We start from the raw sequence: 22,731 nt of genomic DNA on the forward strand, positions 1-22,731 counted from the left end.
TGGTCCACGCAGCATCGCCGCTGTCGTGCCAGGCCCGCTTACGTCTGAGTTTGACCATCGGAGTTCGGCTTATGTCAAATCCATCAATCGTCGGTTTTTCGGGGAACTTCAGTCGACCCTCGAAGACCCGCGCTTTCGTCGACCTCGTCGTTCAGAACATCGCCAGCCGCCACCACCTTTCCCATCGAACCTATGATGTCGAGGATGTCGGTTCCTCGCTGGGGGCCGCCAAATGGCAGCGCGACCTCGACGCGCAAGCCCAAATCGTAGTTGCAGATGTTGTCGCCGCGGACGTGCTCGTCGTCGGGTCTCCGACATACAAGGGTAGCTATACCGGGCTGTTCAAGCATTTTTTCGACTTGCTTGATCCAACGGCCTTGAGAGGTAAGCCCGTGCTTCTCACGGCCACCGGGGGCGGCGAGCGCCATGCCCTTGTCGTTGAGCATCAACTCAGGCCGCTATTTGGCTTCTTCGAGGCTTTCGCGCTGCCCACAGCCGTGTACGCGACCGACAAAGACTTCACCGATGGTGTGCTTCGGTCCGAACTGATCCTGAAGCGAGCGGCGCAGGCGGTTGATGAAATCGCGGTTCTGCTAGCCACCAAATCCGGTCTCAGAATAGCCGCCGAATAAATCCATGCCGCGGCGCTTCAGCGGGAAGTGTAGCGTCTCGCCTTCCGGGTCGCGGCAAGCGGGCGTGAAGGCAGTCCTTTGCCGATCAGCCGAAAAGCGGAATGTCTGCTGGCGGCCCCATTTCGGTCATTCACCAGGAGGAAGTGGCTGGCTACTTAGGGCTCCATCGTCGATATCTCGAAGCCAGTAACTATTCTCGTCCATCGTCTTTCGGTTCGCCAGACCATACGAGAGAATACGAGGGAAACGGGTAGGCGAACCACCCGCTAACATATTGATTTCCTGTCGAAAACGACGACCCTCCGGGCCCACCATTACCTTTGATTTTGTTAATGAAAATTGAGCGAGGCCAGAACTTCCGGGCCTGTTGACGGGCTGGGCAAAAGGCGATCCCCGCGTTTGCTCCCGTCAAGTTGGAGGCGCAGCACCATCGAGCGACTAACCACCATTGCCCGGACGACACAAGCCTACACTGCCGCTGCATGCCCATGCTGGAGGCCAAACTCGGGCCGCCACTTGTGACCGTTCGCTTCCGGCCGCTGCTCCAGATTGTTGGGGCAGCATCTTATGAAGCGAGGTGAGTAGCAGACGGTAACGAGTTGATGCCATTGACCTCCAAGGTTTATTAGATCGCCGGCTCGGACCTGGAGGGCATGCGCCTCCGACCACCTGGGAATCGGTCAAGATGCGCATTGCGCTCGTCCGTTTAACTCGTCGCGTCCCCACGAAGGAGTTGGAGAACATAGCGCTTGGCGTGCTGTACCGCCGCCTCCAACGGCAGACCTTGAGCTAACGATGCGGCGATGGCGCTGGACAGCACGCAGCCGGTGCCACGCATCCCCCCATGGACGCGAGGCGCTTCGACCCGAACGGCGCGACGGTCCGGCTGCATGAGAACGTCATTCGCTTGATGTCCGTGCGCGTGCCCGCCCTTGACGAGCACGGCGGTCCGCACCGTCGCCAACAGGTCCTCGCCTTGAACGCACGCGCCTTCTTCGTCCTTCGCAGGGTCTGCTCCCACCAACGTTGCCAGCTCAATCAGGTTGGGGGTCACGAGCCGGCAGAGCGGCATCAGATCACGGCGCAACACGTCGACGGCATCGTCCTGCAGCAACACGCGTCCCGAGGTCGAGCCAAGCACAGGGTCGAGGACCACCGGCACCTTCGGATGGGCCGCCAGGACAGAGCCGACCGCCTCAATGGCTGCCGCCGTCCCCAGCATGCCGATCTTGACGGCTGCGACCGGATTGGCAGCAAAGGCAGCGCGCATTTGGGCGGCGATAAGCTGCGGCGGCATCTGCTCGATGTGTTCGACGGCCGAGTGCGTCTGGACGGTCACGGCCGTGACGGCGAGGCAACTGCGCAGCCCAAAGGCGGATACGGTCTCGACGTCTCGGGCTGTTCCGGCGCCGCCACTTGAATCGCAGCCGGCGACGATCAGCACATGCGGCGTCAACGCCATTGGGCTGTCGCCGCCAGCCATTCAGCCGTCCGCGCCTCGGGGTGCGTGTTGCGGGTGATGTCGGTGACGACCGCCGCACTTTGGGCGCCGTGCGCGAAGACAGCGGCAACGCGCTCGACGGTGAGCCCGCCGATGGCCACAAGCGGAAGTTCGCCGACGCGCTGCTTCCAGGCGGCGATGCGGTCCAGCCCCTGCGGATCCCATTTCATCGCCTTGAGAATGGTCGGGTAGATCGGTCCGAGCGCGACATAGTCCGGCTCGGCTTGGAGCGCTGTTTCGAGTTCGGCGCCGTCGTGGGTGCTGAGGCCCAGCCTCACGCCCGCCCTGCGGATCGCCTTCACATCAGCCTCCGCCAGATCTTCCTGGCCAAGGTGAACGAAATCGCAATTTTCCTCGATCGCAACACGCCAGTAATCGTTGACGATGAGCTGGCAGCCGTGGCGGTCACAGACTGCCTTCGAGGCGCGAATTTCCCGGCGCAGCAAAGCTTCGTCCTGGTCCTTGATGCGCAGCTGCACCAGCCTCAGGCCGAGCGGCACCAGACGTTCGATCCAGGCGGCGGAATCGACGATCAGGTAGAACGGATCGAGCTTCATGAGAATGCTGCCATGCCGATGACGGGGGTGGAGGGAACGGCCATGTCGCGCGGCTCGAGCAGGCCGGCGCAATAGGCCTCGCGGCCGGCCTCGACCGCCGTGCCAAAGGCCGCGGCCATGGCAACAGGATCGCCTGCCTTGGCGACAGCGGTGTTGAGCAGCACCGCGTCGTAGCCGAGCTCCATCACGGCCGCGGCATGCGAGGGCCGGCCGATGCCGGCATCGACGATCAGCGGAATGCCGGGGAAATGGCCGCGCAGGCTTCGCAGCGCATCGGGGTTCTGCGGCCCGCGTGCGGAGCCGATCGGCGCGCACCAGGGCATCAAGAGCCTGCAGCCGGCGTCGAGCAGGCGCTCGGCGACGATGAGGTCGTCGGTCGTGTAGGGAAACACCTCGAATCCTTCAGAGGCAAGGATCCTTGCGGCCTCGACCAATCCGAAGACGTCGGGCTGGAGCGTATCGTGGTTGCCGATCACTTCGAGCTTGATCCAGTCAGTGCCGAACACCTCGCGCGCCATCCGCGCCGTCGTGACCGCTTCGCTCACCGAGTGGCAGCCGGCGGTGTTGGGCAGCACGCGAACGCCGAGCGACTGGACAAGCGACCAGAACTGGCCGCCGGCTTTGCCGCCGGAGGTTTCGCGACGGAGCGACACGGTGACGATCTCCGTGCCGGACGCTTTCACCGCCTCCGCCATGACGGCAGGCGAGGGGTAAAGCGCGGTGCCCAGCAGAAGGCGGGACGCGAGTTTCTGTCCATAGAACTCGAGCATGGATCAGCCTCCTTTCATCGGCGAGAGGATTTCGATGCGGTCGCCATCGGCGAGCCGGCAGCGGTCGCGCTCCCCGGCTGGCACGACGTCACCGTTCAGCGCGGTGGCGAGCCAGCTGCCCTGGAAGTCAAGTTCGCGGAGCAGCGCGGCAAGCGTTTCGGCCGCGACTTCATGGGCTTGGCCGTTAACGGTGAGCTTCAAGGGCAAACTCCTTTGCTCCAGGATTTCCCAGGATGAGGTCGGCTGCCTGCCGCGCCATGGCCGGCGCGAGCAGGAAGCCGTGGCGGTAGAGGCCGTTGATGCGAATATTCCCCCCGTCGCGCTCGACGCGAGGCAAGTTGTCGACGAATGCGGGACGCACGCCAACACCGGTTTCGACCAGCTCGGCTTCGCCGAAGGCCGGATGCAGCGCATAGGCGGCGCCGAGCAGCTCCATGGTCGAGCGCACGGTGATCGGGCCTTCGGCATCGCACTCGATCATCGTCGCGCCGACCATGAACAGGTTTTCCGCGCGGGGCACGACATAGACGGAGACGCGCGGATGCAGCAGCCGCACCGGGCGGGCCAGCGAGATCTCGTGCGTTCGCAGGATCAGCATCTCGCCGCGCACGCCGCGCAGTTCCGGTCGCCTGTCACCGCTGCCGGTGCAGTCCACCTCGATATCCTGAGATGCCGGCGCCGAGCTGCGGCCGAACTCGACGCGCGCGCCCATCCCGCGCAGCTTGTCGCGCAGGAAAAGCAGCGCCTTGCGTGGGTCGAGATGCGCTTCCTCAGCGAAGAACAGCCCGCGCCCAAACCGGCTCTCGAGCGCCGGCTCGAGTGCCGCGATTTGGCTGGCGTCCAAATGCCTGAAGCCGGACGTTCGGCGGCCGAAGCGGTCGAGTTCGCCGGCATCGCGGGCAGACGCCAGCACCAGCGTGCCGCGGCGCGCGACATGACCGGGCAAGGCGGCGTCCCACCAGTCGGCTGCGCCGCGTCCGAGCGTCAGCACGGTCTCTTCGGCGTTCTCGCGCTCGCACCAGGGCGCGAGCATGCCGCCGGCCTGCCAGGAGGCATTGCCGGCGATCTCTAGCCGGTTCTCGACCACGGTCACCTCGGCGCCGCGCGTTGCCAGCTCGTGCGCGAGTGTCAATCCGGCAACGCCAGCGCCGCGAACGAGCACCTTCATGGCGTGTCCGTGCGCTCGGAGGTGCTGTCGACCGGCATATAGAGATCGCCGCCGTCGCGGTACTTCGCCGCCATGGCCGCGAGCCCTTCCTTCTGCGCTTCCGCGCGGATGTCATGCGAGATCCGCATCGAGCAGAATTTGGGACCGCACATGGAGCAGAAATGCGCCACCTTGTGCGCTTCCTTCGGCAGGGTTTCGTCGTGGAAGGCGCGCGCCGTCTCGGGATCGAGCGACAGGTTGAACTGGTCCTCCCACCGGAATTCGAAGCGCGCCCGCGACAGCGCGTCGTCCCTAATTTTGGCGGCTGGATGGCCCTTGGCCAGGTCGGCGGCGTGAGCGGCGATCTTGTAGGTGATGACGCCAGTCTTGACGTCGTCGCGGTCGGGCAGGCCGAGATGCTCCTTGGGCGTGACGTAGCAGAGCATCGCCGTTCCGAACCAGCCGATCATCGCCGCGCCGATGCCCGATGTGATGTGGTCATAGCCCGGCGCGATGTCGGTGGTGAGCGGCCCGAGCGTGTAGAACGGCGCTTCGCCACAGACCGCGAGCTGCTTGTCCATGTTCTGCTTGATCTTGTGCATCGGCACGTGGCCGGGCCCTTCGATCATCACCTGGCAGTCCTTGGCCCAGGCGATCTTGGTGAGTTCGCCTAGCGTTTCCAGTTCGGCGAACTGGGCCGCGTCATTGGCGTCGGCGATCGAGCCGGGGCGAAGGCCGTCGCCGAGCGAGAACGCCACGTCATAGGACCGGGCGATGTCGCAGATATCCTCGAAATGCTCGTAGAGAAAACTCTCCTTGTGGTGATGCAGGCACCACTTGGCCATGATCGAGCCGCCGCGCGACACGATGCCGGTGACGCGGTCGACGGTGAGCGGGATATAGGGCAGGCGCACGCCGGCATGGATCGTGAAATAGTCCACGCCCTGCTCGGCCTGCTCGATGAGGGTGTCGCGGAACACCTCCCAGGTCAGTTCCTCGGCGACGCCGCCGACCTTCTCCAGCGCCTGGTAGATCGGCACCGTGCCGATCGGCACCGGCGAATTGCGCACGATCCATTCGCGGATGTTGTGGATGTTGCGTCCGGTCGAGAGGTCCATCACCGTGTCGGCGCCCCAGCGGATCGCCCACACCATCTTCTCGACCTCCTCGGCCATCGACGAGGTGACGGCGGAGTTGCCGATATTGGCGTTGATCTTGACCAGGAAATTGCGGCCGATGATCATCGGCTCGCTTTCCGGGTGGTTGATGTTGGACGGGATGATGGCGCGGCCGCGCGCCACCTCGTCGCGCACGAATTCCGGGGTGACGAAATCGGGGATCGCGGCGCCGAAGCTCTCGCCATCGCGCTGGAGTTTCGAACGCAACTGCTCCCGGCCGAGGTTCTCGCGGATGGCGACGAACTCCATCTCAGGCGTGATGATGCCGGCGCGCGCATAGGCGAGCTGGGTGACGGCGCGGCCGCCGGCCGCGCGCAACGGTCTGTTGCGAACCGGGAATTCCGGCGTCAGGCGATCGGCTGAGACGAAGCCGTTGTCTTCCGGCTTGATCGTGCGGCCCTCGTAGCGCCCCACGTCTCCGCGCGCCTCGATCCATGCCTCGCGCAGCCGTGGCAAGCCACGCTCGATGTCGGTTTTCACCGTGGCGTCCGTGTAGGGGCCGGACGAGTCGTAGACAGTGACCGGCGGCTCGCCGGCGCTCGGGTGGACCGAGATCTCGCGCATCGGCACCCGCAGCTCCGGGTGAAGCTGACCGGGTTTGTGGACCTTCTTCGAAGCTGGGAGTTCGCCGACGGTGACGGTCGGGCTGTGGGCATTCATGAGTGAGCCTCCTTGCTCGAGTGCAACGGAGACCCAGTCCACGCGATGAGGAGGAAGTGACGCTTCGCTTAGAATGCGGGCACTGCCCGAATGCCGAAGCCGGATTGCCGACCCGCGAAGCCTCGCACCGTCCCTACGCCAGTATGAACTGGATCAGGTTCAACGGGTCACTGCGCGCGATAGCAGTATCTCAGCCCCTTGCCGGGACTCCCCTGGTGAGGCGCCTAGGTTGGACGATGCGACGCTATCCTGTCAACTCGACTTCATGACTTCTCCAGCCTCGAACAAGCGACGAGAAGCGGCGCAGCCACGCAGCTTTGATCGAGCATCTCTTACATCGACGCCCATTGAGCCACGACCTTGCGCGCGTCGAGCTGGCAGTCGGGGCCCACTTGTCATCCGCCAAGGAAACGCTTTTGCGATCCCTTGTGGCGGCGGATTGAAGAACGCATTTTTCGCCTCGAAGAGCATCTGTTCGGCGTCTACGGACGCTGGTTCGATTTGTTCAGGACCGAATTATTGCGCAGCCGTAAGGGTCGAGTTGCAGCGTTCCCAAAACGGCTGCAAGGGCCTTGCCGGGAGCCTGTTCGCGAATGATGTGGTTGTTCTCGTCCCGCGTCCCGCTCAATGCCGACAGGATCAGCGTACCGCCATTGCGACCTTTGGCGACTATCTGTTCGGGCCAATGCGCGATGCATTGAAGCGTTATGCCATGTGGAACCCGCCGCCGATTACACAGATTGGGCAGACGATTCCTGGGCGCGTGGCGCCGCGGCGCTTGCGACCCAAAGGCTCTTCGACTTCGAAAGCAGCCCCGGAGAAATCGCCGGCACCGGGCTGCAACGATCAACGGTCAAGTAGCTGCAGGACCAAAGCGGCGTCCTCGTCCCGATTTCGGGCCTTCGTCTCCGTCTCTGCGCGCCTTTCCGTAGCCAACTGTTTGGAAAAGCGATGCTTGGCCGATGGATGAGGTTCGTGCAAACGACGCCGGCCGAATGGAAAAAGACCGGCGCGAAGGTGCCGGTCTTGATGTCGTAACGAGCAGAGGAGGTCGGCGACCTCCGGTCTCGGATTGCCTGAGCAGTCAAGCGGCCTTGAGGTTCTTCAAGGCCTTTTCGAAGGCATCCTTGATCGGCATGGATACGTCTTCGGTGGCTCTCAACATCACCGCGTGCAGGGTCTTGGCCTGCTCGACGGAAGTGTCGATCTGTTTGTTCACGAGAGCGGCCTGCAGCTCGAAGAACTCGGATGGCGACTTGACGGCAACCAGTGCTTCGAGGTGAGCGAAGCCGGCTTCGGCATTGGCTCGCAGAGCTGCGATCGTCTTCAGCGACACCTCGTTGCGGGTGGTCTTGGCCACCTCAAGGGTCGACTCAAGAGCCTTTTGAGTCGTCTCGGCGTTCGATTCCAATTTGGAAAATGCTTCCTTCGCCTGCTCAACGCCCTGTTCGGCGACAGCGCGAACCTGCTCGGTAACCTTGTACGGCTCGTAAGTAGCGGATTCCGCGTTTTCGATCGTTTCGGTCTTGCCGGGGATCTTGGACATTTTCCATCCTTTTCCAGAGAGTGGCATTACACAAAGCCCCCTGTTTCATCTACGAAATCGACACTACGGATTTATGAAGGGGCGACTTGTCGCTCGAGGGCACCACTGCGCCGGCCGGCGCGCTGCTACAAACTTGGAGAGGCAAAGGCCTGAACTGCCCGTTCGCGTGCGGGCCGGAGGCAGCCTTCAGGCCGAGCGCGATCGGCAGGTCGTATTGGCTGTCGTCATTCGGCAGGTCCGCCGGCCGAAATTGAGCATCACCTTCTTAGGAGCGGCCTCTTCGGAATCCATCGCTGCCATTCGACCCTGGCGCGACCTTCTCAGTTATCCTTGGACAGCCAAGACCCCGTCACTCCTCATGCCAAAACGGCCAAGGCGTCGGCGAAGAAACGGTCGCCGCCGAAATTGCCTGACTTCAGAGCAAGCAGCAGCTCGCCGTGCGGGCTGCCGAGTGCACGCAGCGCGGGGACACCCGCGGCGATTTCGGGGCCCAACTCGAAGGCGGGAATGGCAAGCTGGTCCACGACGGCGCCGGACGTCTCGCCGCCTGCCACGACCAACCTGCGCACGCCGAGTTCGACCAGACCTTCGGCGATCGTCGCCAGCGACTGCTCGATCGCATGACCGGCAGCCTCACGTCCATGCCGCGCCTGCAGCGCCGAAACCACCTCGGGCGATCCACTGCTGGCGATGAGCACGGGGCCATCGGCCAAGCGGGCGGCCGCCCATGCGAGCGCACGGTGCGTCTCCGCCGCTCCGCTCATCAGCCTTTCCGGATCGAGCCTCAGCACCGGCATCGCCTCTTCGGCGCGGGCAATCTGCGTCAGGGTCGCCCGCGAACAGCTGCCGGCCAAGCACGCCGCGGGCCCCTTGGCCGGCCGATCCCGCAGCACCGTCCGTTGATGGCGCTGCGCGGTGCCGGCGGCGACCAGGCCGCGGGCGAGACCCAATCCCAGGCCGGACGCTCCGACCGACAGGCGTTGTGCCAAGGCTGCGGCGCCGATCGCTTCAAGATCGCTCTCGAAGACGGCGTCGGTGATCGCCGCTCCGGCCCCATCCTGGGAAATCGCCGCGTTGCGCGCGAGGATCGCATCCGCGCCGCGCGCGACCGTCGCGAGGTCGATCGACCCGACCGCTGCCATGCTCTGCCGGGCGAGTACGCGCACCAGATTGGCATCGCGCATGGGATTGAGCGGGTGATCCTTGAGCGGACTCTCGTTGAGCGGCACCGCGCCGACGAAAAGATTCCCCTGGTAGACGGTTCGGCCGGTTTCCGGAAAGGCCGGCGTCACCAAAACCGATTTCTCGTTCACGTCGTGACGCAAGGCGTCCAGCACCGGGCCGATATTGCCAGCATCGGTGGAATCGAAGGTCGAGCAGATCTTGTACATCACATGCGCTGCCCCGCGGGCGCGCAGCCATTGGTCGGCCGCGCGGGCGCGCTCCACCGCCTGCGCTGCCGCAACCGAACGGATCTTGAGCGAGACGACAACCGCGTCGACCTCGGGAAGATCGAGACCTGCGGCCGGAACGCCGATGGTTTGAACCGTGCGCAGGCCTTCCTTGGCGAGCGTGTTGGCCAGGTCGGACGCGCCTGTGTAGTCGTCCGCAATTGCGCCGAGGGCGAGGCTCATGGCGAAACTCCGATGCCAGCCTGGGGGAGGGGCTCGCCGGCAAAGGGGGCGAACCAGCCGAGCCCCTCAAGTGTCGTGCCGCTGGGCCGATATTCGCAACCGACGAAACCATCATAGCCCAGCCCGTCCAGTTCCGCGAAGATGAACCGGTCGTTGAGCTCTTCCGAAGTCGGCTCATGGCGGGAGGGTACGCTTGCGATCTGGACATGGCCAATGATCGGCAGCAGCCGGCGCAACGCCATGACGACATCGCCGTGCAGGATCTGGCGGTGATAGACATCGAACTGCAGCTTGAGATTGGGCAGGGCCAGTTCGCCGATGAGCTGCTCGGCAAAGTCGAAGTCATTGAGGAAATAGCCCGGCATGTCGCGGCCATTGATCGGTTCGATCACCAGGTCGATGCCGCGATCGGCAAGCTTGCCGGCGGTCCAGATGATCGCTTTGCGATAGGTATCCACGGCCGCCCTGTCCTCGCGAGCGGCGAGCCCCGACATCAAATGCAGACGCTTCACGCCCGTGGCCTCCGCGTAGGGAAGGGCAAATGCCACGGCGGCCTGGAGCTCGGCAAATCGATCGGGCAAGGCGGCCAATCCTCGCTCGCCGGCGGCCCAATCGCCAGGCGGCAAATTGAACAGAGCCTGGGTCAAACCGTATCTGCGAAGGCGCTCGCCGATCGCCTCGGGCGTGTGCTCGTAAGGAAACAGGAATTCGACCGCACGGAAGCCGGCATCGGCGGCCGCCTGGAACCGATCCAGGAACGGCCACTCGCTGAACATCATTGTCAGGTTGGCGGCAAAGCGGGGCATGGGCGATCCAGTCTTCCTCAGGCCGATGTCAGGCCGGTTTGGCCAGGTTTGCGGGTGGTAGGCAGTTCGGTGCCGGTGATCTTTGCGTAGAGCCGGGCCACGGATGCGTCGTCGTCGCGGCCCATTCCAGCCGCCGAGGTCGCCAGGAACATCTGTAGCGCGGCTGCGGCCACCGGCACCGGGAATTTGGCGCTGCGGGCCATATCCTGAATGATGCCGAGGTCCTTGACGAAGATGTCGACCGCGCTGCGCGGCGTGTAGTCGCCGTCCAGCACGTGCGGCACCCGGTTCTCGAACATCCACGAATTGCCTGCGGAGGCAGTTATCACCTCGTAGACCTTGCGGATGTCCAGCCCTTGCCGGGCGGCAAATGCGATGGCTTCGCTGGCCGCCGCGATATGCACGCCAGCAAGCAACTGGTTGATCATCTTGAAGGCTGCACCAACGCCCGGCTCGTCACCGAGTTCATAGACGTTGGCGGCTATTGCATCCAGTGCCGGCCGCGCTCTGGCGAAGGCGGCAGGGCTGCCGGAGGCCAGAATGGTGAGCGCACCCTCGGCGGCGCGCGCTGACCCGCCGCTGATCGGCGCGTCGAGATAGAGCCGTCCCGTCGCTTCGAGCGGCGTGGCAAGGCGGCGCACCGCATCGGGATCGATCGTGGCCGAGGAGACGAAAACCGCGCCCTCGGCCATGGTTTCGGCGACGCCGTTCGTACCGAACAGGATGGCCTCCGTTTGCGCGGCGTTGACGACCACCGACACGACGACGTCGGCACCTTCAGCGGCCTCGGCGGGGCTTGCCGCGCCTCGGCCGCCCGCGTCGACGAGCCGGGCGACGGCCGCGGCGTCCACGTCGAAGCCAGCCACTTCAAACCCGGCCCGCCTGAGCGACATGGCCATGCCAAGTCCCATGGAACCGATGCCGATCAGGGCGGCCCGATTCGTCCTTGCCCCGGCGGGGTTTTCCTTGCTTCGATCATAAACGGTCATCACGGAGATCCTTGTTGGAAACGCAGTCCGGTTTAGCGATTGACCAGCTTGGGTGGCGTCGTCAGCACCAGGACCGCGCCGAGCACCAGGATTGCGGCGAGCGCATACATGCCCACCTGCGTTGCGCCGGTCAAATCCTTCAGGTAGCCGACGAGATACGGGCTAACAAAGCCGGCCAGATTGCCGACCGAATTGATGAGCGCAATGCCTGCCGCGGCACCTGTCCCGGCGAGAAATGACGTCGGCAGCGACCAGAACAGCGGCGCACAGGTGATCGCTCCGGCCGCTGCAACGGACAGGAAGGCGATGGCGATCGTCAGATTCGAGCTGGCGGCCGCGACGACGAAACCGACGGCGCCGAGCAGTGCCGGAACGACCAGGTGCCAACGGCGCTCGCGATGCCTGTCAGCGCTGCGTCCGAACAGATTCATGACCACGACGGCACAGATGAAGGGGATCGCGCTGATCAGTCCGATATTGAAGTTTCCGGTGATGCCGGTCGCCTTGACCAGGGTCGGCATCCAGAAAGTCAGCCCGTACTGGCCCATCACGAAGGTGAAGTAGATCAGGCACATCAGCCAAACTCGGCGATCGCGGAAGATACCGGCTACCGAATGCCCACTCTCCTTGTGACGCTCCTCGCGTGCGATCTCCCCTTCCAGGGCCTGCTTTTCCGTTTCGCTCAGCCACTTGGCCTGACGAATGCCGTTGTCGAGGAAGAACAAGACAGCGATGCCGAGAAGGACGGCTGGAACCGCCTCGATAAGAAACATCCATTGCCATCCGGCGAGGCCGTGGGCGCCATCGAACGAATCCATGATCCAGCCGGAAAGAGGATTGCCCAATATGCCCGAGACCGGGATCGCGGACATGAACACCGCGATGATCTTGGCCCGGCGATGCGAGGGATACCAGTAGGTGAGGAAAAGGATGATCCCCGGGTAGAACCCGGCTTCGGCGACGCCCAGCAGAAAGCGCAACAGGTAGAATGTCGGCGCGGACGTGACGAACATGAAGCCAGCTGAGATCAAACCCCAGGTGATCATGATGCGCGCGATCCACATGCGCGCGCCGACCTTGTGAAGAATGACGTTGCTTGGCACCTCAAACAGGAAATAGCCGATGAAGAAGATGCCGGCGCCGAGGCCGTAGACGGTCTCGCTGAAGCCGAGGTCGGCCGACATCTGCAGCTTGGCGAAGCCGATGTTGACGCGGTCGAGATAGGCAACGACGTAGCACAGCATCAGGAACGGCACGATGCGCCAGAAGACCTTGCTGTAGGCGGTTCTCCTCGTTTCGATTTCAGCTGCGGCTTGCGCCGGTAGCGCAGGTGTAAGCACGGTCATTGGTTCCTCCCTTGACTGTGAATGGGGTGTCAGCGCGCCCCGCCGGCGGCGGTTTTGGCAGCGCTTGCGTAACTGGGTAACATGGGATTGGCAGCGCTGCCAACGAAAAAGTGGCAGCGCTGCCAACAATTGTTTGAAAAGGTTGCCGCGACATGGCAAAAGAGGATGGACGGAGGCGAGGACGGTCCAGTGCGACGTCGCGCTCCAGCGGGGAGATCGAAAGTGGCCGACGAGCTGGCCGACGGCACGCCGACGGGGACGACGACCCTTACCGATGTCGCACGCGCGGCCGGCGTCGGCGAGAGCACCGCCTCGCGCGTGTTGCGCGGGCACGGTTCATTTTCGGCCAAGACACGCGAGAGCGTCCTCAATGCCGCGAGAAGCCTCGGCTATGTGCCGAATCGCATCGCCGGCACGCTGGCCTCGACCGGCTCCAAGCTGGTCGGGATCGTGATACCGTCGCTCAGTAACATCGTCTTTCCGGACATGCTGCGCGGCGCCAACACGGTGCTGGTGGGCGCCGGATTCCAGCCTGTCGTCGCGGTGACGGACTACGAACAGGGCCGCGAGGAAACCCTCGTCGAGTCGCTGCTTAGCTGGCGTCCGGCGGGCATGATGGTGGCCGGACTCGAACACAGCGAGCGTACCGTGGCCATGCTCAGGCACGCCCGCATCAGGGTCGCCGAACTGCTCGATTCGGATGGCGATGGCATCGACATCGTCGTCGGTTATTCCAACCGCGAGGCGGGAGGCGCGAGCGCGCGTCACCTGGTCTCGCGCGGCTATCGGCGCATCGGCTATGTGGGCCACGATCTCAGCCGCGATCTGCGCGTCGCCAAACGCTTCGCCGGATTTCGCTCGGCGCTCGCAGAGGCAGGCCTTGAAGTCGCCGCGGAAGAAATCATTCCCTCATCTTCGTCGATCGAGGCCGGGCGCGACGGTCTCGGCCGGCTGCTCGGGCGCGCCCCCGATCTCGATGCCGTCTATTTCTCTAACGACGACATGGCGATTGGCGGTTATTTCCATTGCCTTGCCCGCGGCATCGCCATTCCCGGCCGGTTGGCGATTTTCGGCTATAACGGCCTGGACGTCGCACGCGCGGCGCCACAACCGCTTTCCACCATCCGGACGCCACGCGTCGCGGTCGGAGAGACCGGTGCTCGGCTGGTCTGCTCCGACGGGCCGCCGACGAAGATCGATCTCGGGTTCGAACTGATCGAGGGAGCCACAACATGAGCGAGGCCAAACTTCGCGAAGAGATATGCCGCTTCGGCCGTTCCCTATTCGAGCGCGGGCTGACACCGGGATCATCGGGCAATATCAGTCTGCGGCTCGATGACGGCGGCTGGCTTGTGACGCCGACGAACGCATCGTTGGGCTTTCTCGATCCGGCTCGCCTTGCCAGGCTCGACGCGCAAGGGCAACTCGTCGCGGGCGATGCGCCGACCAAGGAAATCCCCCTGCATACCGCCCTCTACGAGACGCGGGCAGCAGCGGGTGCGATTGTGCACCTGCACTCCACCCATGCGGTGGCCGTCACCATGCTTCCCGAGATCGATCCCAAGTCGGTGCTGCCGCCAATGACGCCGTACTATCTCATGCGCGCCGGACAGACGGCTTTGGTGCCATATTTCCGTCCCGGAGACCCTGCGGTAGCCGATGCAATAAAAGGCCTCGCCGGACGCTACTCTTCGGTGCTGCTCGCCAACCATGGTCCCGTTGTCGCGGGCGAGACGCTTGAGGCGGCGGTATTCGCTACCGAAGAGCTGGAGGAAACGGCAAAGCTCTATCTGCTTCTGCGCGGCCTCAACCCCCGCTATCTGTCACCGGAGCAGGTCAGCGACCTGGTGCGGACTTTTGGGCTTTCGCTGCAGGAGCATGGTGCGCACGACCACTGAGACCCGATTTCGACCTTCGTGAGGCGCTCCTGGATTGCATAGGTTGGGGGGTATTACCTGAGCATGTTGCTAAGTTTCAAAAGCTGCAGCTCAGCAGAATTCCTGCCGTCGAGATAGAAATCGGCAGCGTTCCCAAATGGGTCACCACGACGATGCCCACGCCAGCCTGAATGCCCGCTCTTGAAACATTCGCATCCCGAAGATCTCCCACTTCCCAAGTCCAAAGCATCCCTTACCAGTGCGACAAGGTCGTGGCGGGCGCCTCGCGTGTCTGCGGCCACGCCAGTTCAACCCAAGCGCGCTTGAATGCTTAGCCGGACTGCGCGATTGTTGCCCCAGGAAAAGGGGGGATGCGCAATGAAAAAGGCATCGCCTTTTGTGCCAGCCGAAATCCATGTCCACACGGTTGCCGATGAGGGGGGCAATCTTGGCATCCTTTCGATCCGCACGACGGAAGGCATCCTGGATATTGCCTTGGACTGCCACGCCGCCGATGCCATCGTAAGCGCAATCGGCTCCATCCGACCGAAGCTGGATGCAAGCGAAAAAGAAAGCCCGGCGGGAAACCGGGTCAGGAGGCCTTCTGGGGGACGATCGGATCAACGTATTCGGTTGTCCTAATGTGAAGCATGAGCATGACGGCTCGATGAACCCACGGCAGCTGATGTCTGCCATGCGCTGAGCATCAGCGGCAACCTTGGCCCAATAGCGTGTCAGCTCGGTTGAAGATCGCTATTGGTCCAGTCGCGTCCGCTCACCCTCGTTGCGCTGCGACAGCAACCACGCTTCATGCAATGCGGGCCGTTCGACCGCGCCGCGCCAGGAGATTGGCGATCACCAGAAGCACGATTGAAAGCGCCATCATCAGCGTCGCCGCGGCGGTGATCGCCGGGCTCAATTTTTCTCGCAAGCCGATGAACATTTCGAGCGGCATGGTGCGCTGGCCGGCGCTGGCCAGGAACTGCACGACGACAACTTCGTCGAAGGACGTGACGAAGGCGAAGGCCGCGCCCGAAAGCACCCCGGGCAGGATCAGCGGCAGCATGACGCGGAAGAACGATGTCAGGGGTTTTGCGCCGGAGATCGCCGCGGCCCGCATCAGATTGCGGTCGAAACCGGTGAGGCTGGCGCCCACCGTCACCACCACGAAGGGGCTGGCCAGAGCGGTGTGGGCCAGGATGATGCCGGCATAGGTGCTGGCCAGACCGACCCGCGCGTAAAACAGGTACGAGCCGACGGCAGTAATCACCACCGGCACGATCAGCGGCGACAGCAGCAGCGGCATGATGATGCGCCGGCCGGGGAACTTCTCGTCGGAGAGTGCGATCGCCGTCAGCGTGCCGAGCGTCGTCGCGATCACCGTCGTGCCCAAGGCGACGATCAGGCTGTTGCCGATCGCCGCCTGCCAGCGCTGCGTGCCAAGCACCACCTCGTACCAGCGCGTCGAAAGGCCTTCGAGCGGGAAGATGAAGAAGGAGCCGCTGTTGAAGGACAGCGGCACCGGGATCAGGATAGGCACCAGCAGGAACAGGATCACCAGCCCGCACCACAGCCAGAGCAGGGCGACGCGGATGCGTTCGCCGGTCGTGGGGTAGGGGGACAAAAGCATGGCTACACCAGCTTCAGGCGGTCGAGGCCGAGGACACGGGCAAAGATGCCGAACAGCGCCAGCGTGAAGACGAGAAGGATGAAGGACAGCGCCGCCGCCATCTCCCAATTCAGTTCGACATTGACGTAGTTGGCTATGAAATTGCTGATCAGCTGATCGCTCGCCCCGCCGATCAGCGCCGGAGTTATGTAATAGCCGAGGCACAGGATAAAGGTGAGCATGCATCCGGCCATCACGCCCGGGAACACCTGCGGAATGTAGATGCGGCGGAAGGCGGTGAATGGCCTGGCGCCCAGCGAATAGGCGGCCTTCATCTGCGACGGCGGGATGGTGCGCATGACGCTGTAGATCGGCAGCAACGTGAACGGCAGCTGGATATGGGTCATGGCGATGATCAGGCCGATGCGGCTGTACATCAGGTCGAGCCGGTCGCTGATGACGCCGATAAAGAGAAGGAAATCATTGGCAAGCCCGAATTTCTGCAACAGCACCGTCCAGGCTGCGGTGCGCACCAGGATCGAGGTCCAGAAAGGCAGAAGCACGGCGACGATCAGGATGGCCGCCAATCCCTTCGGCGCGTTGGCGATGAGATAGGCGAGCGGAAAGCCGAGGATCAGCGTTGCCAGCGTCACCGACGCCGCGACGAAGAAGGTGCGCAGGAACACCTGGATGAAGATCGCCTGCTCCGGCGGCACCCGTTCGATGCCGCCAGCGGCGTTCCAACGCAGGTCGAGCGCGCTGAGCAGATAGAATGAAGTGAGGCTGTTTGTGCCGCTCCGGATCGTCGGCCATGTCGACGGTGCCGACCAGAACGGCACCGATTTCATGGCCTCGAGCGCGGCCTGGCCGTCGGCGCTTTCGAGCTTGCGCACCGTCTTCAGCACCTGGCTGCGCGCGCCAGGCAAGCGGGCGTTCAGGCTCTTGGCAAGCTCATAGGCCGTGCCCTTGGCCTGGTTGTCCTTGAGGTCCGCCGCGAGCGCCGCGAACGCATCGTCGCCCGGAAGGCCCTGGCCGCTCCAGCCGGCCAGGGCCACGGTCGTCTTGGGCAAGGCATCCGCGATTGTCGGATCATAGACGGCGCGTGACAGCAGCAGCAGGATCGGGATGCCGAAGCTCAGCGCCAGAAGGACGAGCAGCGGCGTGGCCAGCAGCAGCGAACGCATCCGGTCGCCGAATTCGGCGCGCCGGAGCGCCGCCGACACGGATTTGAGATCCGCGTCGGCGGCTGACCGGTCGCGGGCCAGCGTCGGCCGGTCGAGTTCGCTGGGCTGGAGCGCCGACATCTCGCCTTCCTACTGGGCCAGCCAGGCGTTGAAGCGCTTGACGAGGTCCTCGCCATAGTCGCCCCAGAACTCGGTGTCGGCGACCAGATAGGCGCCTGCTAGATGGTCGGGAGCGTTGGGCAGTTTGGGCAAGGCGTCAGCCGCTACGAAGGATGCCGCGTCGGTGCGCACCGGCCCGTAGGTGATGTAGCTGGCGAGCTTGGCGTTGTTCTCGGGCTGGCTGATGTAGGCGAGATATTTATAAGCGAGCTCCGGATTGCGCGCGCCCTTCGGAATGGCGATCATGTCATATTCGAGGATCTGGTTGTTCCAGACGATCTTGAATGGCTTCTTGTCGGTGTCGATGGCGTTCTGGATACGGCCGTTCCAGGCGGTGGTCATCACCACTTCCTTGGAGGCGAGAAGCTGCGCCGGCTGCGCGCCGGCATCCCACCAGACGATGTCCTTCTTGATCGTGTCGAGCTTCTTGAAGGCGCGGTCGACGCCTTCCGGCGTTGCCAGCACCTTGTAGACGTCTGCCGGCGCCACGCCGTCGGCCATCAGCGCCCATTCGAGGTTCTGCGCCGGGAACTTGCGCATGGCGCGCTTGCCCGGGAATTTCTTCGTGTCAAAGAGGTCGAGAACCGAGGTCGGCGCTTCCTTGAGCACGGTCGGGTCATAGGCGAGGATGTCGCCGTAAGCGTCGAGACCGACACCGCAATCCAGCGCCGAGCCCTCGATGAACTTGTCGCGCGGCCCGATCTTGGCATAGTCGAGCCGTTCGAGGATGCCGGCGTCGCAACCCTGCAGCACGGTCGCCGTTTCCACCGTCACCAGGTCGATCGGCACGTTGCCGGTCTCCACCATGGCTTTGACCTTGCCGAGATCGCCGAGATATTCCTGCTCGAGGATCTTGGCGCCGGTTTCCTTGGCGAAGGGCTCAAACCAGGCCTTGCGCTGAGCGTCCTGCCAGGCGCCGCCGCTCGCCATAATCGAGAGCTCCTCGGCGAAGGCGGCGCCGGCGATGGTCATGCACGCCGTGGCGGCCGCGAGGGCGATCAGACGTGTTCTCAGATGTTTCATGTCGTTTTCCCCTGTTTTGGAATGGCACCACCCGTTCCGGCATCGGCCGGAAAGGCGCGGCAATCGTTGGGCGCGCAGGAGACCGTCACGGTCTCACCATTCGCCATCGTTGCTTCGGGGCCGAGCTTGACGGTCAGCACCTGGTCATTGGCGAGCCTGGCCAGAAGCCGCAGGTGGTCGCCGAGATAGATGCGCCCGTCGACAGTTGCCGCCAGTGCGTTGCCGCCATCGGCGGCGGCCGACAGGTTGAGCCGCTCGGGCCGGACGGCGACATGGCAGGGACTGCCTTGCGTCACGCCGACCGCCAGCGCGGCGATCTCGCCGCCGCCGTTCAACTGGACGCGGCATTGCTCCCCCGAAACGCGGTCGACCACGCCTTCCAGCGTGTTGTTCTCGCCAATGAAGCTCGCCACAAATGAGCTTTGCGGGGTGTTGTAGAGATCGTCAGGCGAGCCGAGCTGGGCGATGCCGCCCTGATTGAAGACCGCGACGCGGTCGGACATCGTCAGCGCCTCGCTCTGGTCGTGCGTAACATAGACGATGGTGACGCCGAGCATGGTATGGATCTGCTTGATCTCGAGCTGCATGTGCTCGCGCAACTTCTTGTCGAGGGCGCCCAGCGGCTCGTCCATCAGCACCAGGCTCGGCTGGAACACCAGCGCCCGGGCAAGCGCCACGCGCTGCTGCTGGCCGCCGGAAAGCTGCGCCGGGCGGCGGTCGCCGAATTGCTTCAGCCGCACCATGTCGAGCACGCGGCCGACGCGGGCCGCGATGTCCGCCTTGCTCACCTGGCGGACGGACAGCGGAAAGCCGACATTCTCCTCGACCGTCATATGCGGGAACAGCGCATAGTTCTGGAACACCATGCCGATGTTGCGCTGATAGGGCGGCAATCGGTCGACCGGCTGGCCCTCCAGCGTGATCGTGCCATGCGTCGGCCGCTCGAAGCCGGCGAGCATATTGAGCGTCGTCGTCTTGCCGGAACCGGAGGGCCCGAGCAGCGTCAAGAACTCGCCGCGCGCAACGCTGAGGTTCATCCGCGTCACCGCGAAGGTCCGCCCGTCATAGGATTTCTCGACCTCGGCGAATTCGACGAAGCCTGGCCCGGCGCTCGCCAGCACGGGACGCGCAGTGGCAGCTCCGTGGGCCGGCGCAGCGGCTTGGCTGGCGCTCATCGCCCTCAACCCCGGCTGCCAGCGTGCGATTTATCAAATGGCTTGCGATCCATGCCTCGTCCTCCCGGTACCGGCCGCGAACTACGCGCGCCGTCCGACTTGTATGATCACACAATTAGGCTGGAACCGACCATAGATGCGGACAAGTTTGCCCGTCAAGCCGTAAAACGCGGCATTGTGTGATAATTTTCCCGAAGTTGAGTGTAGGACAATTTCTATTGTCGGGATCGTTGTCTTATGCTAAATGCCCGACAACTCAGTACCAGCCGCAGTTCGAAATCCGCATGCTCGAAAATCTTCGCCTCACCGAGGACGAAAGCCCTGTCTATCGCCGCCTTGCCGACGCGATCGCCGAACGCATCGCAGCCGGCACGCTTGCCGTCGGCGACCGGCTGCCGCCGCAGCGCGAGATCGCGCGCGCCCTGGGCATCAATGTCACGACCGTGACGCGGGCGTTGTCCACCCTGCAGGAGCAAGGCCTTCTTGAGGCGCGTCCCGGACGCGGCACCACGGTTGCCGCCCGCGACATCGTCGAGCGGCCGGGCTTCGTGTCAGCGCCGAGCGACCAGAGCGGCGTCATCGACCTCTCGGTCAACCGGCCGCCTACGTCAGCCTATCTCGACGCCGTTGCGACGCTGATGCCGCGTCTTTCCAAGGATCGCCACTACGCTTCGTTGCAGGATTATCATCCGCCGGAGGGACCGCTTTGGGGTCGTGTCGCGGTCGCCGATTGGTTCAAAACCGTCGCCGGTGAAGGGGACCCGGGCCGCGTCGTGCTCGCCGCCGGCGCCCAGCATGGCCTGGACTGCGTTCTTGGCGCCGTCACCCGGCAGGGCGAGGTGGTGCTGGCCGACGAGGTGACCTACCAGGGCATCAATGCCCTCTGCCGCGTGCACGGGCTTGATCTCAGGGGCGTTGCCATGGATCGCGGTGGGATGCGGCCGGACGCCTTCGAGGCGGCTTGCGCGCAGCTTCGCCCGCGCGCGGTATTCCTCGTGCCGACGCTGCACAATCCGACGACAATCACGTTGAGCCAGGAGCGTCGGCGCGAACTCGCCTCGGTCGCCCGGCGCCACAACGTGCTGATCATCGAGGACGACGTCTACCGGCCGCTGGCCGACGATCCGCCGCCGTCCTTCGCCAGCCTCGAGCCGGAGCTGACGATCCATCTCGGCGCGCTGTCAAAATGCGTCGCGCCCGGCCTGCGCCTCGGCTTCGTCATCGCCCCGCGCCCGATCGCCGGCCAGGTCGCCGCGGCGCTGCGCATCAACTGCTGGAGCATCAGCCCGCTGACCGCACTGATCGGAGCCAGGCTGCTCGAGGAGGGCGCCGCCGCCCGCATCATCGACATCCAGAAACAGGAACTGCGCCAGCGTCAGGCTATCCTGAGCGACATCCTCGGCCGCTTCGACATCCAGAGCCAGCCGACCTCGACCCATGCCTGGCTGCGCCTGCCCGAGCCGTGGCGCGGCGCGGGCTTTGCCCGCACCTGCCTGGAGCGCGGCGTCGCCGTCCTGCCAGGTGATGCCTTCGCCGTCGGCCGCGAGCCGGTCCAGCACGGCGTGCGCATCAATGTCGGCGCGGCGCGATCGCAAGAGGATCTGCGCTCGGCGCTCACCACCATGGCCGAGCTGCTCGCCGCCGGCCATTTGCAACTGCCTGGCTTTGTCTGAGACCATGGCCTCCTCGCCGAAATCAGTCGAGATCGCCATCATCGGCGCCGGCGTCATCGGGCTGGCGACCGCTTTGCGCCTTGCCGGCGAGGGTCGCGAGGTCCTGCTCATCGACCCGCACGAGCCCGGCTCGGGCGCTTCGTTCGGGAATGCCGGCACGATTGCCGAATATGCCTGCATGCCGGTCGGCAATCCCGGCGTGCTGCACGCGTTGCCGAAGCTGCTGCTCGATCCCGAAAGCCCGTTCTCGCTGCGCTGGGCAGCGCTTTTCCAGCTCGCGCCATGGCTCATCCGCTTTGTCCGCCAGTCGCTGCCGGCGGCAACCCGCGCCAATGCACTGGCGCTTGCCGGCTTGCTCGCCGAAGCGCTGCCGGCCTGGGGCGAAATGGTGCAGGAGGCCGGACTTCAGGATCTTATGCGCCGCAATGGCTGCCTCTATGTCTATCGCCGCAACAGCGATTTTGCCGCCTCCGAGAGTGGACGGGCTTTGCGCGCCGAGCTCGGCGTTCATCAGCAGGTTCTGACCGCCGATCAGGTGGGCGCGCTGGAGCCGCGGCTGGCGGCGTTCGAGACCCAGGGGCTCTATTTCCCGGATTCGATCAATGTCAGCGATCCCAAGGCGGTGATGGCGCGGCTGGCGGCAGCCGCTACCGCCAGGGGTGCTCAACTCATGCGCGCGAGCGTCACCGGCCTCGCAACGGGGGCAGGCGGCGTGCGGCTGAGCGGCCCGGGCCTCGCCGTCACGGCGCAAAAAGTAGTGATTGCGGCGGGCGCGCGGTCGCGGCCGCTCGCTGCCCGGGCCGGCGACCGGATCCCGTTGGAGACCGAGCGCGGCTATCATCTCGAGTTTCCGACCACGACACCTTTGCTCAACCGCCCGGTCTGCCCGGTCGATCTCGGTTTCTACATGACGCCGATGGACGGCAGGCTGAGAGTTGCCGGCACCGTCGAGCTGGGTAGGCTCGAAGCAGGGGCCAATCCGCGCCGGCTGGCGCTGCTCGATCGCGGTGTGCGGCAGTTCTTCCCCGATCTCGGCCAGCCATCGTCGCAATGGCTAGGCTTCCGGCCGTCCCTGCCGGACTCGCGCCCTGTGATCGGACCCTCGAGGAAATCGCCGGACGTGATCTACGCCTTCGGCCACGGTCACCTCGGACTCACCCTCGCACCAATTACTGCCCGACTAGTCGCCGACGTGATTCACGGAAAGGACAGCACATTGCTGTCCGCCTTCAGCTCGGCCCGGTTCTGAACAGGCGAATCCCACG

21 protein-coding genes, 1 pseudogene and 1 riboswitch are annotated in these 22,731 nt (G+C 64.4%); of the genes and pseudogenes, 7 read left to right on the forward strand and 15 right to left on the reverse strand.

Translation table 11 applies throughout. The annotated features are described in order from the left end of the window. The first annotated feature begins 71 nt into the window (after positions 1–71). Positions 72–632, forward strand: a complete 561-nt coding sequence (gene msuE / locus CK224_RS26860; protein WP_095783874.1) for an FMN reductase — start codon at positions 72–74, stop codon at positions 630–632. Between the two features lie 706 nt (positions 633–1,338). Here the strand turns inward: msuE and CK224_RS26865 are convergent. From CK224_RS26865 to thiC, 6 genes are read right to left on the reverse strand one after another with little or no spacing between them, the layout of a single operon-like run. Next, positions 1,339–2,094, reverse strand: coding sequence for a hydroxymethylpyrimidine/phosphomethylpyrimidine kinase (locus tag CK224_RS26865; RefSeq protein ID WP_095783875.1), 756 nt, complete (start codon positions 2,092–2,094; stop codon positions 1,339–1,341). Continuing rightward, positions 2,085–2,690, reverse strand: a complete 606-nt coding sequence (locus CK224_RS26870) for a thiamine phosphate synthase (protein ID WP_095783876.1) — start codon at positions 2,688–2,690, stop codon at positions 2,085–2,087. Before CK224_RS26870 ends, CK224_RS26865 begins: the two co-directional genes overlap by 10 nt. After that, on the reverse strand, positions 2,687–3,460 hold the full coding sequence (locus CK224_RS26875; RefSeq protein WP_095783877.1) for a thiazole synthase: 774 nt from the start codon (positions 3,458–3,460) through the stop codon (positions 2,687–2,689). Before CK224_RS26875 ends, CK224_RS26870 begins: the two co-directional genes overlap by 4 nt. Positions 3,461–3,463: 3 nt before the next feature. Continuing rightward, a complete protein-coding gene (gene thiS / locus CK224_RS26880) occupies positions 3,464–3,661 on the reverse strand; it encodes a sulfur carrier protein ThiS (protein WP_066994668.1) in 198 nt (65 codons plus the stop codon). Further along, on the reverse strand, positions 3,645–4,628 hold the full coding sequence (thiO, locus tag CK224_RS26885; protein WP_095783878.1) for a glycine oxidase ThiO: 984 nt from the start codon (positions 4,626–4,628) through the stop codon (positions 3,645–3,647). The genes thiS and thiO overlap by 17 nt, the downstream gene beginning before the upstream one ends. After that, on the reverse strand, positions 4,625–6,445 hold the full coding sequence (gene thiC / locus CK224_RS26890) for a phosphomethylpyrimidine synthase ThiC (RefSeq protein WP_095783879.1): 1,821 nt from the start codon (positions 6,443–6,445) through the stop codon (positions 4,625–4,627). Before thiC ends, thiO begins: the two co-directional genes overlap by 4 nt. 112 nt (positions 6,446–6,557) lie before the next feature. Continuing rightward, positions 6,558–6,669, reverse strand: a riboswitch (TPP riboswitch). 500 nt (positions 6,670–7,169) lie between these two features. On the opposite strand from thiC, the pseudogene CK224_RS32135 reads away from it, so the two are divergent. Further along, positions 7,170–7,306, forward strand: a pseudogene (locus CK224_RS32135) (sugar kinase); the annotation flags it as partial. 223 nt (positions 7,307–7,529) lie between these two features. Here CK224_RS32135 and CK224_RS26895 read toward each other — a convergent pair. The 5 genes from CK224_RS26895 to CK224_RS26915 all read right to left on the reverse strand — a co-directional run bounded on the left by CK224_RS26895 (position 7,530) and on the right by CK224_RS26915 (position 12,766). After that, entirely contained in the window at positions 7,530–7,991 is a 462-nt protein-coding gene (locus CK224_RS26895; protein WP_095783880.1) for a phasin, read from the reverse strand. Between the two features lie 356 nt (positions 7,992–8,347). Continuing rightward, positions 8,348–9,625 carry a 3-oxo-tetronate kinase gene (gene otnK / locus CK224_RS26900; protein ID WP_095783881.1) on the reverse strand — a complete coding sequence of 426 codons (1,278 nt, stop codon included), beginning with the start codon at positions 9,623–9,625 and terminating at the stop codon, positions 8,348–8,350. After that, the gene (gene otnI, locus CK224_RS26905) at positions 9,622–10,431 is read right to left on the reverse strand and encodes a 2-oxo-tetronate isomerase (RefSeq protein WP_095783882.1); all 810 of its coding nucleotides are present in this window, start codon (positions 10,429–10,431) and stop codon (positions 9,622–9,624) included. Before otnI ends, otnK begins: the two co-directional genes overlap by 4 nt. Positions 10,432–10,448: 17 nt before the next feature. Further along, positions 10,449–11,420, reverse strand: a complete 972-nt coding sequence (gene ltnD / locus CK224_RS26910) for an L-threonate dehydrogenase (protein WP_095783883.1) — start codon at positions 11,418–11,420, stop codon at positions 10,449–10,451. Between the two features lie 32 nt (positions 11,421–11,452). Further along, on the reverse strand, positions 11,453–12,766 hold the full coding sequence (locus CK224_RS26915) for an MFS transporter (RefSeq protein WP_095783884.1): 1,314 nt from the start codon (positions 12,764–12,766) through the stop codon (positions 11,453–11,455). Positions 12,767–12,988: 222 nt separating this feature from the next. Between CK224_RS26915 and CK224_RS26920 the strand changes: the two genes are divergently transcribed. From CK224_RS26920 to CK224_RS26930, 3 genes are all read left to right on the forward strand, one after another. Continuing rightward, entirely contained in the window at positions 12,989–14,002 is a 1,014-nt protein-coding gene (locus tag CK224_RS26920) for a LacI family DNA-binding transcriptional regulator (RefSeq protein ID WP_245426247.1), read from the forward strand. Continuing rightward, entirely contained in the window at positions 13,999–14,664 is a 666-nt protein-coding gene (locus CK224_RS26925; RefSeq protein WP_066994698.1) for an aldolase, read from the forward strand. Before CK224_RS26920 ends, CK224_RS26925 begins: the two co-directional genes overlap by 4 nt. Before the next feature lie 357 nt (positions 14,665–15,021). After that, positions 15,022–15,285: a hypothetical protein gene (locus CK224_RS26930; RefSeq protein WP_245426249.1), complete on the forward strand. Its 264-nt coding sequence runs from the start codon at positions 15,022–15,024 to the stop codon at positions 15,283–15,285. A 166-nt stretch (positions 15,286–15,451) separates the two neighbouring features. Here CK224_RS26930 and CK224_RS26935 read toward each other — a convergent pair whose 3' ends face one another. From CK224_RS26935 to CK224_RS26950, 4 genes are read right to left on the reverse strand one after another with little or no spacing between them, the layout of a single operon-like run. Beyond that, entirely contained in the window at positions 15,452–16,273 is an 822-nt protein-coding gene (locus tag CK224_RS26935; protein ID WP_095783886.1) for an ABC transporter permease, read from the reverse strand. A gap of 2 nt (positions 16,274–16,275) precedes the next feature. Then, positions 16,276–17,556, reverse strand: a complete 1,281-nt coding sequence (locus CK224_RS26940) for an ABC transporter permease (protein WP_095783887.1) — start codon at positions 17,554–17,556, stop codon at positions 16,276–16,278. Positions 17,557–17,565: 9 nt separating this feature from the next. Further along, positions 17,566–18,618, reverse strand: a complete 1,053-nt coding sequence (locus CK224_RS26945; RefSeq protein WP_066994707.1) for an ABC transporter substrate-binding protein — start codon at positions 18,616–18,618, stop codon at positions 17,566–17,568. Beyond that, positions 18,615–19,793, reverse strand: a complete 1,179-nt coding sequence (locus tag CK224_RS26950; protein ID WP_082980453.1) for an ABC transporter ATP-binding protein — start codon at positions 19,791–19,793, stop codon at positions 18,615–18,617. Before CK224_RS26950 ends, CK224_RS26945 begins: the two co-directional genes overlap by 4 nt. Positions 19,794–20,077: 284 nt before the next feature. Here CK224_RS26950 and CK224_RS26955 point away from each other — a divergent pair, with 284 nt between their 5' ends. Both CK224_RS26955 and CK224_RS26960 read left to right on the forward strand, forming a co-directional pair. Next, entirely contained in the window at positions 20,078–21,466 is a 1,389-nt protein-coding gene (locus CK224_RS26955) for a PLP-dependent aminotransferase family protein (RefSeq protein ID WP_095783888.1), read from the forward strand. A gap of 4 nt (positions 21,467–21,470) precedes the next feature. Further along, entirely contained in the window at positions 21,471–22,715 is a 1,245-nt protein-coding gene (locus tag CK224_RS26960) for an FAD-dependent oxidoreductase (RefSeq protein ID WP_095783889.1), read from the forward strand. Positions 22,716–22,731: the final 16 nt, after the last annotated feature.

It is taken from the genome of Mesorhizobium sp. WSM3862, assembly GCF_002294985.1.
In the GTDB taxonomy this organism is placed as follows: Bacteria; Pseudomonadota; Alphaproteobacteria; order Rhizobiales; family Rhizobiaceae; genus Mesorhizobium.